This is a genomic window from Novosphingobium sp. BL-S-24 (assembly GCF_055521575.1).
In genome coordinates, this window is record NZ_CM145487.1 from 508,790 (window position 1) to 523,503 (window position 14,714).

A 14,714-nucleotide genomic window follows, 5' to 3' on the forward strand; every position below is an offset into this window, starting at 1 on the left:
GCAAAACGTCCGACGCGCATATCCTCCAATTGAATTCTAGGCATGGCAGGTGAGCCGGGCACCAAGTCGGTGGAATCGAAGTTGCAGACCCGGAGGCAAAAGGGGTGCCGCGGTCCGCTTACAAGCTACCATGCAACCGAATGAAGCGTTAGTATGTAAGCTCCGAATTCAATACGCTGCGTGTTTTGCCAATGAGCCCCGTGTCATCGAATAAATCATACTAGGGATTTACATTTGGGCGGCCAACACCGCGTTGCGCCTTTCACTACCAGATGCTAACCGCCGCTCTAACGCGCAACCCTAAAAATATGCGCTAATTTCAAGGAGAGGTTTGTGATTGCAGCTCGGCTACTTGCCGCCACCAGTATCATCGCCAGCATTGCGTCGATGCCCGCTCTGGCACAGGAAACGACACCCCAGAATAATGGCTCCACGGCTCCTTCCGATGGCGAAATCGTCGTCACGGCCCGCCGCGTGAGTGAGCGCCTGCAGGACGTACCTGTCGCGATCACCGCCGTGCAGGGAACCAAGCTTGATTCGCTCGGACTGCGTAGCACGGTTGATCTTCGTCAGGCGGTTGCTGGGCTCCAGATCACCTATTCCGCTGGCCGTAACGCCACGCCGGTCTACCAGATCCGCGGCCAACGCGCCGATGATACCCTCCTCACCCAGGATCAGCCGATAACTGTCTACATGGACGAGGCTGTGCTCTCTCCTATGCAGGGTAGCAATCTTGGCACGTTCGACATGGAGAATGTTCAGGTGCTGAAGGGCCCGCAGGGCACCCTGTTCGGCCGCAATACTACAGGTGGTGCGGTTTTGTTCACCACTGCTAAGCCGACTGATGAGTTCGAGGGCAGTCTGCGCCTCGGCTACGGCAATTTTGATACGAAAACGGCAACGGCTGTGTTGAACGTGCCCGTTAACGAAAAAATCCGTTTGCGCGGTGCGGTCGATTACACGAATAGCGATGGCTATGGCCGTATCGTCGCTGGGGCGAGGGCAGGCCAGCGTCTGTTCGATCGCGACGAGTTGAACTTGCGCTTTACCGCCGCGATTGATCCGACCGATTGGTTGCGTACCATGACGACAGTCTATCATTCGCGCGCCGATAGTGGTGGTGTTGCGTTCACTTTGCTCGATACGCCAAGTCCGGCTGGCGCGGCCGGTTTCGTGTTCGGCAGTGCCATTTCCGACGCTTATGCAAGAGCCAAGGCGCGCAGCGTGTATGACTCGGAAGATGGCCAAGGCTTGCAGTATGCCCGCACGCGAGTAACGGGGGTTATCCATACCGATACGGTGGATCTTGGCGAAGATCTGATCTTCAAAAACATATTCTCATACCGCAAAGCCAAGGACGAAGTGTCGAACGACTTCGATGGTACCTTGGTGCCGGTGCTTGATACGCAAGGTATTACATCGACCAAGTCATACTCGGAAGAAGCCCAGCTACAGGGCAAGGCGTTCGAAGGCCGCCTGAACTACATATTCGGTGCCTATTATTATGTGCTCAAGGGTATCGACGGATCAGGTGTTCCAGGCACCATCGGGAGCAACGTCACTTTCGGCCAGCCATCGACGGTTTACGGTTCAGTCAACAACACTAGTTTTTCAGGATTTGCTCAGGCAAGTTACAAGCTTACAGACAGCCTCAACGTCACCGGCGGCTTGCGCTACACGGTGGATAAGCGCAAAGCCACGCTGACTAACGGAAACTTTCCGCTGACCGCCTGCAACTTCACGAACAATGCCGGCACACCACTGCCGGCTAGCGAGTGCTTCTTCGACGTAGAAAAATCGTTTTCAAAGCCAAGCTACCTTTTCAGTATCGACAAGAAGTTCGGACCTAATACTCTTGTTTACCTGACGCATCGTTACAGCTTCCGCGCCGGCGGGTTCAATCTGCGCGCTTCTACGAATGAGTCTGCGCAACAATCCTTCAAGCCTGAAACGGTCAAGGATCTCGAACTGGGTATCAAACAGAGCTCAGACCTCGGTGGTGGAATGCGTCTTACCGCCAATCTGGCTGGTTATTACCAGTGGTATAGCGACGTGCAGAAGGGCGTGACGGTAGTACTGCCAAGTGGCAATATCGGTACAGTCATTCAGAATGCTGCCAAAGCCAACATCTATGGCGGTGAGGCGGAACTGTCGCTGCGTTATGAGCGACTGGCGGAGCTGAATTTCAATTACGCTTATGTCAAGGCCGAGTATAAGGATTATCAGACTTTAACGACTGTCGGTGGCGTATCGGGGCAGCCTGATGACTTTTCCGATCGCCAATTTAAGTATCAGCCGAAGCATCAGATCAACGCTAACCTGATACTCACGCCGGACATTGGAAGTTTGGGCGAGTTGCGGATCGTCGCTAATGTCTACTATCAATCGAAGGTCTTTTTCAGCGAAGATTTTCAGAACCGCGCCCAGTTGATCCGGCGCATTTCGCCCGGCGCTGTGCCATTCTTGCCAACCGATACCGTGTTCGGTCAAAAGGGCTATGCGCTGGTCAACGGCCGTATCGAATTGGGCAATATCTCCGGCTCGGGGTTCACTGCCGCCGTGTTCGGTCGCAACCTGTTCAACAAGCGCTATGTCGACAGCGCGATCCCCTTTCAGGATAGTGTTGGCCTAGACACCGGCGTTTATGGTGCGCCCCGTACCTATGGCGCGGAAGTCACCTTCAAGTTCTGACATAGATGAGCGCCCGGGTTACAAGTGACCCGGGCGCTCATTCCATACCATCGGCCCTCTCTGTGCCGGCGTGGACAAGTTCTCCAGAACGACCCGGCCAGCACACCCCCCGAAACCCCGTGCGAAATGACCTTGCGGGCAACTCCAGCCGCCCGGGCGTTAGTCGAGGCTTCCCGCCGCCACATGTGGAAGACCGAGGTGCGAAAACCGGCTAAAGGGCGGAATGCACCCACGCCATCGCCCGCCGTCGGGTGCAAGGCAGCGCTTATTAAGTACGTGAAGACAGCGGAGCGGCGATTGACAAGCGACCGCCGCGAGCCTGTATCAATCAATTGGCCGTCGATCCGACACCTCTTCGCGCGAATCCCAGATGGAAGTTGTATGTCCGATGGTCTTTCCCTTTGCGTCGGCATCTTACAGGCCAGTTTGACGATGTCAGCCATGTTCCAAGCGGCGGATGTTTTCAGCCCACGAAGGTGAAGCGATCTGCACCGCGCATAAGAATATGGCGCGCGGCCTCGGCGACAAGCAGTATAGATATTTGGAGATCGACATGAGCAACACACTGCAGTCCTATCTTGACGCGATCGGTAAGGGCGCTGCGCTCGAAAGCACCACCTGGAACCCGAAAGACCCGCAACTGCGTGCAGACTTGCACGACCAGTTCTTCATGAATCTGGTGCAGGGATATTTTCTATTCCAGGGCGCTAACGCAAATCATCCCGACTTTACGCCCAACTATAACAATATCCTGCGGCTCCAGCCCAATCCTGACGACACCTATGTTCGCACAGAAGTAGATGGCAACGGCGTTTACCGGTTGTCTGGCGAGCGCGGCACCATTCGCCTCCTTACCGCTACGCTGGGACACAATGTCATCGGCACGACGGAAACGCCGGGCGGACAAACGGCCGAATATGATCTGGACGAGTGCCTTACCTTCGGCAAAGACGGCACCTTCGAATGTATCTTCAGCGCCGAGCGCCCGGAAGGCTATGAAGGGCAATGGCTGTGCATGCCGCCCGAAACGAATGGCTTCCTGATCCGACGCCGCGCCTATGACTGGGAGAACGAGCGCGATCCTCGCCTTGCGATCGAGCGGCTGGATGTTCCCGCGCTCAAACCACGGCCATCGGCTCAGGAAGTCGAAGCGCGGCTGATGGGTCTGGCCGAATATGCCGAGCGCCATTCCCGCCAATGGCTGCGCTATCAGGATCAAATCCGCGACAAGGGCATCATCAACCGGATAGAAAATCATGGCTTTGCCGAACTGGGCGGCATTCGTGTGCAGCAATATTGGTGGGGCATGTTTCAGCTGCAACCGGGCGAGGCGCTTATCCTGGAAACCGAGATTCCCGATGTCGCACCCTACTGGAATATCCAGCTGAATGACGAGATCTGGAACACGCTGGAATATGTGTGGCGGCAAAGCCATCTGAATGGGCATCAGGCCGAACTGGATAGCGATGGCAAGTTCCGCGCCGTGATATCGCTCGACGACCCCGGCGTTCCCAACTGGTTGGACACCGTGGGCAGGCTGCAGGGCACCCTGGTGGGCCGCTGGTACAAATGTTCTTCTCATCCTATGCCAACCATCAAGAAGGTTCAGCTTTCGGAGCTGCGGGATCACCTGCCGTCAGACACGCCGGTAATCGATGCAACGGAGCGGGACGCCCGTATCCGGGCGCGCGCCCGTGCTGCGCAGATGCGGGTTAAATGGTGAGCATGATGAAAGCTGACACCGGAACCGCCGGCTCCATCGTCGAGGCATTGTGCCAAGAAGCATCGGGTCGGACCGGGCTGACCGATTTCGGTCCAGACGGATTTCACAAGCCGCTCGCTATGCTGGCGGAACATCTCGACTCTTCGTTGCTATCGGACAGTGGCCGGGCGGCAATGCGGGAGGATCTTATCGTCGCCCTGATAGGACGGCTGGTCCGGGAGGATGAATGGAAAAAGAATCCGGGCTGGCGCGAGCGGCAGATCGAGCGTCCGCTGGTGATCTGTGGCATCCCACGCACTGGCACCACCGCACTGCACAAGCTGCTGTCGGTAGACCCGCAGTTCCAGGGACTTGATCACTGGCTGACATCCTGGCCAAAGCCCCGTCCACCGCGTGCCGAATGGACACAGGAGCAGGGATATCAGAATGCGGTGGCGGCTCTGGAAAAGCTGTTCGAGTTGATACCCGCGCTGAGGGTGTCGCACGATATCGTCGCGGATGAAGTGGACGAATGCCTCGAAATTCTGCGGCTGGATTTCATCGCCAACCGCTTCACATCCATATATATCGTTCCTGAATATGACGACTGGTTTCAGGCGCAGGATGAAACGCCGCTTTATCAGCGCTTGGCCGACACGATCCGGTTGATCGGGCTGCATGACGATCGGACGTGGTTACTAAAGAACCCCGGGCATTTCGGACATCTTAACGAACTGTTCGCCGCCTTCCCCGACGCCCGCGTGGTCATCACCCATCGCGATCCCGTAAAGTCGCTGGGTTCACTCGGCAGCGTGTTGGCCGGGCCGCGGCAGATGTTCTACGAAGACCCGCATGTTAGTTTGATCGGTCCCCGCGAACTGGCCTATTGGGCGCGTGCGAAACACGCGACCGACGAAGCGCGAAAGACACGGCCCGAAGGCCAGATTCTGGACGTCGATCATTTGGACTTTCACCGCGATCCTATGCGAATTGTCCGATCGATCTATGACCATTTCGGCCTGACGCTTAGCAACGAAGTTGCCGCAGCGATGGAGGCCTGGCTCGCGGCCAATCCGGCCGACAAGCATGGCGCACATAGTTACAAGCTGGAAGATTACGGCATAAGCGCTGACCAGATAAGGTCACGCCTGGGAGAAGGATGAATTATAGTGGCTATCACGGTCGTACGGCCGCCAGAGACCCCCACCATCGGCGGGTCATTGGCATTCGAATTGTTTCAAACCGCTTATGTCACGACTGACCTCGCCCGCGCCACGCAGGTTCTGGGTGACCGATATGGCGTGCGACAGTGGACGACGTTCGCCCCCGGCGGTGGCATGGAGATCGGCCTCTCCTGGGTGAAGGGGCATCAGATAGAGATTATCCAGGCCGTAGGCACGGATATAGCGCTCTACACCGACTGGCTTCCAAAGACTGACGCGTTCGCCATCCGGCTGCACCACTTTGGCTATTATATCCACGACGACGCGGAATGGGATGGAATGGAGGCATTGCTGGAGCGAGAGAAACGGCCCGTCATCTTCGGCGGTCAGGCGGACATTGTTCGTTTTGCTTATGTCGATGCGCCTGAACTGGGCCACTATCTTGAATATGTCTATCCAACGGAAGCCGGGAAAGCCTTCTTCGAAAGTGTCGCGGCTAACTGAACGGTCGGACTTCGGCTCGTTCGGCGATGGGGGTAGCCTGATCGACCTCTAGATCATGCTGACCGTGCCAACAGAAATGTGCGTGCGGCGATGTTCTCCCCAAATGGCGAGAACATCGCCTCCATTGTGCGAGATCGCCAGATCCCACATCATCGCCTGTCGTTAAAGGGACATATCGGCGTGGACCTTGACCTCGCTAGCGGTTCCGGCCTGCATGCTTGCTACCATGTCAGGCACATCCTCAAGCCGGATGGTGCTGCTGATCATCATCTTGGGATCGACATGCCCGTTACTGAGCGACTCGGCGCAGAACTGGAACTCTCCCAGAGAATAGGCCATAGAGAATATTAGCGTCACCTGTTTAAACGTCGTGATGGACGGCAGGATCGGATCGGGCTTCAAACAGAAACCCAGGGAGACCACCGTTCCATTGGTAGCGACGTGGTTGATGCTCTGCTGCAGACCGCCCACCGCTCCGATCGCTTCGAAAACGACCTGCGGCGCGCCGCCCAGCGCTTCGCGTACATCTTCCACTTCCGTTTCGCCTGTGGTGACAAAGGCGTCGGCGCCCATGGCGATCGCCATCTCTGCACGGCGGCGCGAACGGGATATCGCAACGATCCGGCCCGCACCCATGCGGCGCGCCCAGTAAATAGCCGCCAGCCCGATCGCCCCTGCGCCGACCACGAGCACGCGCGCGCCGGGCTGCAGCTTCGCCATAGCCACACCGTGCAAACTGACCGACAGGGGCTCGACCAACGCGCCGTCGCTCATCGACACAGTTTGCGGCAAGTGGATCGAGGTCGAAGCCGAGATGCGCATGAAGTCGGCGAACCCGCCCGCGTAGCCCCTGATGCCGTTCTCGCAAAGCAAGGGGGTGCCTTGCAGACAGGGCTGGCACGTTCCGCAGCCGGCGGCGGGCAACGCCGAAACATGATCCCCGACCTTGTAACCTTCCACGCCCTTGCCCAAAGCGACGACTTCGCCTGCGAATTCATGGCCCAACACCGACTGTTCGGGATAGAAGCCATGCACCTGTGTCAGATGAACGTCCGATCCGCAGATGCCGCAGCGGCGAACCTGAATGACCATCTCGCCCTCGCCCGGCTCGGGATCGGGCATCGTCACCAGTTGCAGGGGCTCGCCCACCTTGTCGAAAAATACTGCCCTCATAGCTTGTTTTCCTCTCGTTTCCGCAGCATCTCCACTGCGTTCTCAATCAATAAAGCTGCCTGTTGACCAGACAGAATTAGGCTTCCGCTTATCCGTCGCGCAAACGCGCACGAATTTGCCGGACGGTTGGCGGGTATTTCACAGGTGCAACGCGATCCGACGGCAGGACCGCATCACCGGTCAGCGCCGAGTCACGCCGGATCCCATTCCAATTGCAAATCGCGCATCGTGTTGATCAGGCCCGACGACATGCGTGGCGCAGTGCCAGCGACGATCCTAAATTCAGGCATAGCGGCAACCCACTCCTCCAGGAAAATACGGATTTCCCGTTTGGCAAGCCGCGCTCCCAGACAGGTGTGCAGGCCGCTACCGAAATTCATGTGCCGCCGATTCCTGCGGCGCGGATCGAACGTTAAGGGATCGGGATTGACCGTTTCGTCCAGACCGGCGAGCGGATAAATACCCAGTATCTGTTCCCCCTTGAGAATGGTGACCCCGCCCAGTTCCATGTCGTGGTGCGTGATACGGGCTAGGTTGCTCGTGCCGAACATGCGCATGATCTCTTCGACCGCGCCATCATGCAGTTCGGGCTGTTCGCGCAGTTCACGCTGAATTTCGGGATGCCGCGCGAAATAGGTGGTGGCGAAGCTCGTGACGTTGATTACGGTGTCAAGTCCGCCCGTCACGACCAACTGCACGACATTATGCCGCTCTTCTGGGGTCAGATCGCGGTCCATGACTTGGGCTTGTACCAGCATGCTGACGAAATCATCGCCAGGATTGCGCTGCCGATCGACGATAAGATCGGCAATATAATCGCGCGCTTCCCCTTGCGCCTCCTCCGCCCCCGGCTGGCCCGGCACCATCCGCTCCGAAAGGTGACGCAGATAAGTCATTTCACTTTCCGGCATGCCCAACAGATTGAGAAAGGTCACGATCGGCATCACCCCGGCAAAGTCGCGCATGAAGTCGCAGCGACCTTTCGGCCTTAGGTCTGCAACGATCTCGGCCGCCACGGCACGAGCTCGAATACTGGCCTGGTTGAGGGCGGCCGGTGTAAAAGCCTTAGAAACCAGCTTACGGAACGGTGCGTGGTCAGGCGGGTCCAGCTGCGACGGACCGGTGTGGGGGATGATGCCGATTGGCACGAAAGGTTCGGAATTCGAGAAACGCCCGGCATCCGTACATAATGCTGCGATTTCATCATAGCGCGTGGCGACCCAGTGACCGCCGTGCCGTGGCGTCCAGAACATTCGGGGATAGTCGTCCTGCACCTTCTTCCACAGAGCATGAACATCGTCGGTATATCCATCGACAAGCCCCGGAATGGAATAGAGATCAAAATCGAAAACCAGATCTTCGGGGATATGGCTTGGCCGTATCACGCTCTGAATATTCATTTTTCGGTTTTCTTTCCTGTTAGGCGGCGGGCGGCATCGTCATAAGCGGCAAGCACCCCCGCGAAATACTCCTGCACCACAGGTCTCATCCCTGCATGCGTGGCGATCAATGGCGCATTGGCCCGGACGCCGGCGATCGCCTGCTTGGCAACCTGGTCCGGCGACAGGGCGAATGGCTGGTCAGAAAGCGGCGCAGACGCGCCGTCCTGCACGGCTATCTCGCCCGTCAGCGGCTCGCCGAAAGGGGCGGGGCGTGCCCGTTCAGACTGTGCGATGTCGGTATGGGTGTAGGCTGGCACCAGAAGCGAACCGCGCGACGCCATAGAGGGATAGAAAGCCTGGACGCAGTTGGTCACGCCCCCCAGCACAACGCCCATCACCCAGTCATAGTCCGTGTCGCGATGCTCCAGATAGCTGCCCGCAGTGGTCACGCCCGCATTGGAGCAGAGCAGATCGACTGGACCCGCCGCCTTCTCCATCGCACGCACCGCTGCTCGATCCGATACATCGCAAGGGATCGCCGAAGCAGAGCTACCTGCTGCGCGGATCGACTCCACAGCCAATTCAAGCCGTTCGGCGTTGGTCGATCCGATGACGACTTCAGCACCCTCCTGCACCAAAGCGAGCGCCAGAGCCAAACCGATTCCCGTGGCACCGCCAGTGATCAGAGCGCGCTTACCACTAAAATCCTCCACCAATTTTTCCCTTCGGCAGGCCCAGAACCCTTTTCCGGCAACAATGCCGCAGTCAGCTTCTCTCTGCAAATCAGCGATGTGATTGTGCGTCGCGAATGATATCCGCGCCGAGTGTCAGCATTCCTGATGAATGGCCCGCTCCGGTCAGTTCATCTTGGTATCGTTGACGTCGCGTCTCCGCCAGCCGCCGCTCGTTCCATCGGAAATAGCGGCCATGGCAAAGTGAATATGGCGCATCGCTGGCTGATAAACAGGCGAGCCGCCCGCGCAGCCAGCTTGCGCCAAGGAGAGAGGATGACAGACCCCGTCGCTACCGTAACCGCATTCCTAGCCATGTGGGACAAGCCAAAAGGCTGGGAGCAGGGCGTAAACACGTATTTCTCGGACGACGCCGTTTACGAGAATATCGGCATGTCGAAGTCTATGGGATCGAGCAAATTCTGGATTTCGTCCGACATCATGAGATGACGACCAGCGGCGGCTGGATGGTCGTGCATACCCATGCCATCGCGCGCATGGGCAACACCGTGGTGACTGAGCGAGTCGATGATATGCTGGATGGACGGGGGAATATGTTGTTCGCCACCCCTGTCATGGGTACGTTCGAACTGCGTGACGGGAAGATCGTCGCCTGGCGCGACTATTTCCACACGGCCGCCCTCAATCCCCCCTTATGATGGACCGGGCGCGCTGCTGCGGAGACGATCAGTTCAGATCGGCTTCGCTGAAAGGCGCAATGGGTTCGACCGCACGCATCATGACCAGCGGAATACGGCGCTCGGTGGTTGACTGATACTGGTGAAAGGATGGATTGTTGATGGTCATGAAATCCCATATCCGATCCCGTTCCTCACCCTCCGGCTCCCGCCAAGGAGCACGGAACGCCTGTGTCCCCATCTGGAAGCAGATCGTGTCGCTGGCGGTCAGATTGAGATACCAGGAGGGATGATGATCAGCGCCTCCCTTCGACGCTGCAATCACTACTTCGCCGCCTATCGCGCCGTAAAAAAGCGGGTTGATGAAGGTACGACCGCTCTTTCGGCCCTTGTAGCGGATGAGCAGATGGGGCGAAAAGGTGCGGCCGCCGCTGAAGCTGAGGTCGATGATATGCCCGTCGGCTCCACCAGAAGAGATGTAACGGTGACGATGGTCTGACAACCAGTCCACGCCGCTTCTGAACATCGCCTTCGACGTTTGGTCGCTCATAATGGCTCTCCCTTAATTCTTATACCGCGATGATTTCCCAAATTTGGCGTCCTGTCGAGCGTCATCACGACGCTGTGTCCCGCCCGACATTTCTTCGGATGGCGACGCGATATTGGTAGGGCTTGATCCGGTGTGTGCGCGAAATACAGCGCGGAAGGATTTAACGTCGTCATGGCCCACTATGTTGGCGATCTGACCGATCGGTCGCCCGGTATGAACCAACTGCTGCTCGGCCGAGGCGATGCTGATCTCCTGCAGATAGGCGCCCGGCGTCATGCCCAAATGGTCGCGAAAGCGGCGTGTCAGGGTCGATTGGCTGATGCCCAGATCTGCAGCCAGCGTTGACAACCGGACATCGGCCGTCGAGTTGCGCCCTATGCAGATCTTCGGTCGTCACGCCATCATCGATTGTTCCCCCAAGTCCGTATTCGGTGGTCTTCCCCAGATGTGCGGCTACCAAACAGGCGATCCACGGCGAGATAAGCCGATCGATAAGGTGCATCATCACATAGGCTTCCCCTGCAGCGCTACCTGCGGTAGCGATGCCGCCCCGGTCAATGAAAGGCGCGAAGGGTTCTGCCTGTATGCGCGGATGGTTTGCGCAAAAGCACGGAATGAGCCGCCGGGGCAGCTAGACCGTCCCTTCCTACAGCAGATTAGCCATCGCCAGCAGCCTAACGACTTCGCCCGTCGCGGAAATGCTGGCGCCGCTCGCACGCTGGACATGCAGCCATCAAATGATCGCCGCATGATCCTCCACTAGGTCCGCCCCTCCGCCCGCATTCCCCTGCGCGAGCGGAGGGAGATGACCCCAGCCGAGCAGGCTGAATATGATACCCAGGCCACCGGGCGAACCAACATCAGCCGCCTTTTTTCCATCGCCTCAACCATGGCCCCACCACTCAAAGCACTGAACGTGGCTATGGCGACCAGCATTACCGTCCCGCCGCTGGAGCGGGAAATCGTGGCGCTCGCGGTATTGCATCTGGAACGCGGCCAATATGAGATTGTGCAGCACCGGGGAGTCGCGCGGATGATGGGCATCCCCGATGCGAAAGTGCAGGCGATCGCAGACGAACGCTATGGCGATCCGATGTTCGACGCGCGCGAAAGGGCGCTACTCGCCTTCACGCGGCAGGTGGTGAAATCAGTCCGCGTCGACGGACCGACTTTCGACGCTGTCGCCGCATTCTACGACCGATGACAGATTGTGGAGACGATATTCGTCATCACCAACTATATGATAATCCTACGCCTGACCGAAGCGGTCGAACTGCCGGTGGAAGGCACCGTAGGCGCAAGTTTCTGGAAGAAAAAGACTGATTGGATTGCGGGCGCCGCAGGCCCTTGAAAAAGAAAGGAACGGATCGATGGAAAAGATCATACAATTGAAGATGGGTGAACTGAAGGTGTCGAACCATCTGCTGGGCGACCGCACCGCGTTGAACGACGCATGGGAGCGGGACGGCTACTGGTTCTTTCGCGACGTGCTCAATCAGGACGCCATCAGCCAGCTGCGCGAAACCTATCTCGACACGTTAGACGGGTTGGGCGTCATCGACCCTGCGCATCGCGACGTAGCCGTTTATAACGGTGCGCCTCTGGACACATATCCGATCAAGGCGACCGCGAGCAAAGAGGAGGACCCCCTCCTCGCCCTCTATCCGCGCGACGACTTCTTGAAGCATCCCGCCATTGCCACTTTCTTTGCCGAACTTTTCGGCGAAGAACCCTTCTGGGTGCCAAACACCGAATTTCATGCTGTGCCGCCAGGCACCAGCCGTGAAGGCCGGCTGTTTAATTTCGTCCACTGCGATGGTCCCAACAACAAGGGTCTGCCGCTGCGTATCTGCTGGATGCCGCTCGTGCCGATTGACGAGGAAGTTGGCGGCCTTGCCTTGGCGGAAGGGTGGCACAAACCCCGAATCAACGATTTCGCTCGTCCGCCCGAAGGCATTCCCGACGACGCCGTTCCGGTCGATTCCTGGCGGCGTGCGCACTATCAGCCTGGCGACCTGATTGTTTTCAGTCTGGAAACTCCACACACCGGCCTTGCCAATCGGTCGGATCGCTATTTCCGGCTGTCCATGGACATCCGCGGCATGTGTAGTTCCGCCAATATCCCAACTGTCGGCACGATTGCGGCGGTGGATCGTAACGCCATCGTCATCGACGCCGACAATGGCACGCAGCAGACATTCCGCATCGACGACGATACATTCGCGCGCATCAGCCGGGGTATGAAAACCGGCATGCCATTGGAACGCGACGAGATTCCGGTGATGCTGAAAGTCGGCGCGCCGGTCTATGTCGCTGCCGACCATGGCACCGCGGTCTTCATCCGCCCGCAGCATTAAGGACAAGGGGGCAGGAACGCCTGCCCTCTGCCCTTTTGTTTTCAGCCACCACCCCGCAGCGTTCGCGGGAGCGCGGCGGTCGGCGGGGGATGCCGATGCCGCCGTTCATGTCGATGACCGTGCCGTTCACATAGGTGGGCTCGTCGCTGACCGGGTACAGCGCGGCATAGGCGATGTCGTCCGGCTGTCCTCAAGAATGCCGCTTTTGTCGGATACGATCTCAGAATGCCGAACGGGTCTGGCCGCCGTCGAAGCGGATGGTCTCACCATTCAGATAGGCCATATCTTGGGCGCATAGCATAGTGACGAACGTCGCCAGTTCCGCTGGCAAGCCCCAACGCTTGAGTGGCACTGCCTCGGCATAGCCGTCTTCCGATCCGGGCCGGGCAGTGTCCAGATAAGCGCGGGCGAGATCGGTCTTGATCGCGCCGATCGCAATCGTGTTGAACGCGATATTATGCTTGCCGAACTCGTAAGTCAGGTTCTTGAACAACAGCGGCGCGGCCCCCCGGACACTCTGCGCCGTCAGCGGGTCCATGATACTGGCATTCTTCATATTGGCCGACCCCAACAGGATGACCCGGCCCCAGTTGAGCTTCTGCATGCCGGGCAGAAATTGCCGCAGCATGAGGATGATGGCCATATAATGGCCCTCGATACAGGCGTGGAATTCCTCGTCGGTGGTCACAATGGCGAAGTTGGAGATGTTGATCGCGACCGGGCCAAATGCATCTTAGGCCGCGGCGCGGATGACCGCCGGTTCTTCCTTCGACAAAACGTCGGTGACGACGCCCAGCGCTTGGCCATCCTCGGCCCGGACTGCCTGCTCCGCATCGGCGACCATGTCGGGGGGACGGCCCGTCAGGACGACATTCGCGCCTTCCGCCGACAGTCGCTTGGCGATTTCTAGTCCGGTGCTGCGTGCGCCGCCCGATACAACGGCGGTCAGGTCCCGGATTCCCAGGTCCATGTCCTTCTCCCGATCACTCTTCTGGGGGGGGGAGTTAGTGCGGGAGAGTGCGCCTGTCTATTGTCTGTAGCGGCAACGGCACCTGAATTACCTTTGAGGTCAGCGTGCGCGCCGGGTGAAGGCCGCGATCCGGTCCAGATAATCGGGCGCGCGGCCAGGATAGTGCGCTAGTTCGTAGGCCAGCCCCTCTTCCAGCGACAGGCCATCGGTGGCGACCAACATCCGCTTCATCTCACGATTGGTATGCGGGCTGTGGCCCGCAATGGCGCGAGCGATATCGGCCACGCCGTCGGCCAGCGCGTCATCCTCGAACAGCAGGTCGGCAAGGCCGATCCGGTGCGCCTCCTGCGCGTCGATACGCCGGGCCGTAGCATTCATCAGCTTTGCCTGCGACCGGCCGATCCGGCGGGGCAGCCGCTGGCTCATGCCCTACAGGGCGACAAGACCGAAACGCCCGTGCGTGTCGGCAAAGGAGGCAGCACGACCGGCGACGATGATATCCGCCGCCAGCGCCAGTTCCAGCCCGCCGGTCACGCACAGGCCATGCACCTGCGCGACGACGATCTGGGGCAGCGCGGCTAGCCGATTGACGATACGCGCGCGCGATGCGGTATTGAGACCCGCGACCTGGTCGATCTCTTCCAGGTCCGCCCCGGCGCAGAAGAACCGGCCATTGGCGCGCAGCACGACGCAGCCGATACGATCGGCCGCGTCCTCCAGCATGGCGCACGCGGCATCGATCTCTGCGAACAGGGCGCTGTCGAGCGCGTTATGCCGTGCGGGCCGGTTTAGTATCAGCGTGACGACGCCCTCATTCTCCTCGCAGATCAGGACGGGCGCGTCGTCGCTCATA

14 protein-coding genes and 2 pseudogenes are annotated in these 14,714 nt (G+C 58.8%); 9 read left to right on the forward strand and 7 right to left on the reverse strand.

The features are described 5' to 3' along the window. Positions 1-333: 333 nt before the first annotated feature. From ACZ1JM_RS02200 to ACZ1JM_RS02215, 4 genes are all read left to right on the forward strand, one after another. On the forward strand, positions 334-2,691 hold the full coding sequence (locus ACZ1JM_RS02200; RefSeq protein ID WP_465132460.1) for a TonB-dependent receptor: 2,358 nt from the start codon (positions 334-336) through the stop codon (positions 2,689-2,691). Between the two features lie 553 nt (positions 2,692-3,244). Next, positions 3,245-4,414 (forward strand): DUF1214 domain-containing protein, encoded by a 1,170-nt coding sequence (locus ACZ1JM_RS02205; RefSeq protein WP_465132461.1) that lies wholly within the window; start codon positions 3,245-3,247, stop codon positions 4,412-4,414. A 2-nt stretch (positions 4,415-4,416) separates the two neighbouring features. Next, complete coding sequence (locus ACZ1JM_RS02210) at positions 4,417-5,556, forward strand: sulfotransferase family protein (RefSeq protein WP_465132462.1); 1,140 nt, start codon at positions 4,417-4,419, stop codon at positions 5,554-5,556. 6 nt (positions 5,557-5,562) lie between these two features. Further along, complete coding sequence (locus ACZ1JM_RS02215; protein ID WP_465132463.1) at positions 5,563-6,060, forward strand: hypothetical protein; 498 nt, start codon at positions 5,563-5,565, stop codon at positions 6,058-6,060. Positions 6,061-6,222: 162 nt separating this feature from the next. Here the strand turns inward: ACZ1JM_RS02215 and ACZ1JM_RS02220 are convergent, their stop codons facing one another. The 3 genes from ACZ1JM_RS02220 to ACZ1JM_RS02230 all read right to left on the reverse strand — a co-directional run bounded on the left by ACZ1JM_RS02220 (position 6,223) and on the right by ACZ1JM_RS02230 (position 9,328). Then, positions 6,223-7,233, reverse strand: a complete 1,011-nt coding sequence (locus ACZ1JM_RS02220; RefSeq protein ID WP_465132464.1) for a zinc-dependent alcohol dehydrogenase — start codon at positions 7,231-7,233, stop codon at positions 6,223-6,225. A gap of 191 nt (positions 7,234-7,424) precedes the next feature. Next, positions 7,425-8,633, reverse strand: a complete 1,209-nt coding sequence (locus ACZ1JM_RS02225; RefSeq protein WP_465132465.1) for a cytochrome P450 — start codon at positions 8,631-8,633, stop codon at positions 7,425-7,427. Beyond that, positions 8,630-9,328 (reverse strand): SDR family NAD(P)-dependent oxidoreductase, encoded by a 699-nt coding sequence (locus ACZ1JM_RS02230; protein WP_465132466.1) that lies wholly within the window; start codon positions 9,326-9,328, stop codon positions 8,630-8,632. Before ACZ1JM_RS02230 ends, ACZ1JM_RS02225 begins: the two co-directional genes overlap by 4 nt. A gap of 294 nt (positions 9,329-9,622) precedes the next feature. Between ACZ1JM_RS02230 and ACZ1JM_RS02235 the strand changes: the two genes are divergently transcribed. Next, a complete protein-coding gene (locus ACZ1JM_RS02235) occupies positions 9,623-9,796 on the forward strand; it encodes a hypothetical protein (protein ID WP_465132467.1) in 174 nt (57 codons plus the stop codon). Next, positions 9,793-10,005, forward strand: coding sequence for a limonene-1,2-epoxide hydrolase family protein (locus tag ACZ1JM_RS02240; protein WP_465132468.1), 213 nt, complete (start codon positions 9,793-9,795; stop codon positions 10,003-10,005). The genes ACZ1JM_RS02235 and ACZ1JM_RS02240 overlap by 4 nt, the downstream gene beginning before the upstream one ends. A 28-nt stretch (positions 10,006-10,033) precedes the next feature. Here the strand turns inward: ACZ1JM_RS02240 and ACZ1JM_RS02245 are convergent, their stop codons facing one another. Together ACZ1JM_RS02245 and ACZ1JM_RS02250 are read right to left on the reverse strand one after the other, a co-directional pair. Then, positions 10,034-10,534, reverse strand: a complete 501-nt coding sequence (locus tag ACZ1JM_RS02245; RefSeq protein WP_465132469.1) for a nitroreductase/quinone reductase family protein — start codon at positions 10,532-10,534, stop codon at positions 10,034-10,036. A 12-nt stretch (positions 10,535-10,546) separates the two neighbouring features. After that, a complete protein-coding gene (locus ACZ1JM_RS02250) occupies positions 10,547-10,882 on the reverse strand; it encodes a helix-turn-helix domain-containing protein (protein WP_465132470.1) in 336 nt (111 codons plus the stop codon). 457 nt (positions 10,883-11,339) lie between these two features. On the opposite strand from ACZ1JM_RS02250, the gene ACZ1JM_RS02255 reads away from it, so the two are divergent. Genes ACZ1JM_RS02255 through ACZ1JM_RS02265 form a run of 3 tightly spaced genes read left to right on the forward strand, consistent with a single transcriptional unit; the run spans position 11,340 to position 12,891 of the window. Further along, on the forward strand, positions 11,340-11,738 hold the full coding sequence (locus ACZ1JM_RS02255) for a carboxymuconolactone decarboxylase family protein (protein ID WP_465132471.1): 399 nt from the start codon (positions 11,340-11,342) through the stop codon (positions 11,736-11,738). Positions 11,739-11,744: 6 nt separating this feature from the next. Beyond that, positions 11,745-11,885, forward strand: coding sequence for a hypothetical protein (locus ACZ1JM_RS02260; RefSeq protein WP_465132472.1), 141 nt, complete (start codon positions 11,745-11,747; stop codon positions 11,883-11,885). Between the two features lie 19 nt (positions 11,886-11,904). Next, a complete protein-coding gene (locus ACZ1JM_RS02265) occupies positions 11,905-12,891 on the forward strand; it encodes a phytanoyl-CoA dioxygenase family protein (RefSeq protein ID WP_465132473.1) in 987 nt (328 codons plus the stop codon). Between the two features lie 220 nt (positions 12,892-13,111). On the opposite strand, the pseudogene ACZ1JM_RS02270 reads toward ACZ1JM_RS02265, so the two are convergent. Both ACZ1JM_RS02270 and ACZ1JM_RS02275 read right to left on the reverse strand, forming a co-directional pair. Continuing rightward, positions 13,112-13,861 (reverse strand): annotated as a pseudogene (locus tag ACZ1JM_RS02270) (SDR family NAD(P)-dependent oxidoreductase). A 99-nt stretch (positions 13,862-13,960) separates the two neighbouring features. Continuing rightward, positions 13,961-14,713, reverse strand: a pseudogene (locus ACZ1JM_RS02275) (enoyl-CoA hydratase/isomerase family protein). Between the last annotated feature and the right edge of the window lies 1 nt (position 14,714).

What these genes read in the sequence shown, in the direction of transcription:
- ACZ1JM_RS02235 (WP_465132467.1), top strand. Translation starts at nt 9,623, where the DNA reads ATGACAGACCCCGTCGCTACCGTAACCGCATTCCTAGCCATGTGGGAC.
- ACZ1JM_RS02225 (WP_465132465.1), bottom strand. Translation starts at nt 8,633, where the DNA reads ATGAATATTCAGAGCGTGATACGGCCAAGCCATATCCCCGAAGATCTG.
- ACZ1JM_RS02255 (WP_465132471.1), top strand. Translation starts at nt 11,340, where the DNA reads ATGACCCCAGCCGAGCAGGCTGAATATGATACCCAGGCCACCGGGCGA.
- ACZ1JM_RS02265 (WP_465132473.1), top strand. Translation starts at nt 11,905, where the DNA reads ATGGAAAAGATCATACAATTGAAGATGGGTGAACTGAAGGTGTCGAAC.
- ACZ1JM_RS02210 (WP_465132462.1), top strand. Translation starts at nt 4,417, where the DNA reads ATGATGAAAGCTGACACCGGAACCGCCGGCTCCATCGTCGAGGCATTG.
- ACZ1JM_RS02205 (WP_465132461.1), top strand. Translation starts at nt 3,245, where the DNA reads ATGAGCAACACACTGCAGTCCTATCTTGACGCGATCGGTAAGGGCGCT.
- ACZ1JM_RS02240 (WP_465132468.1), top strand. Translation starts at nt 9,793, where the DNA reads ATGACGACCAGCGGCGGCTGGATGGTCGTGCATACCCATGCCATCGCG.
- ACZ1JM_RS02220 (WP_465132464.1), bottom strand. Translation starts at nt 7,233, where the DNA reads ATGAGGGCAGTATTTTTCGACAAGGTGGGCGAGCCCCTGCAACTGGTG.
- ACZ1JM_RS02245 (WP_465132469.1), bottom strand. Translation starts at nt 10,534, where the DNA reads ATGAGCGACCAAACGTCGAAGGCGATGTTCAGAAGCGGCGTGGACTGG.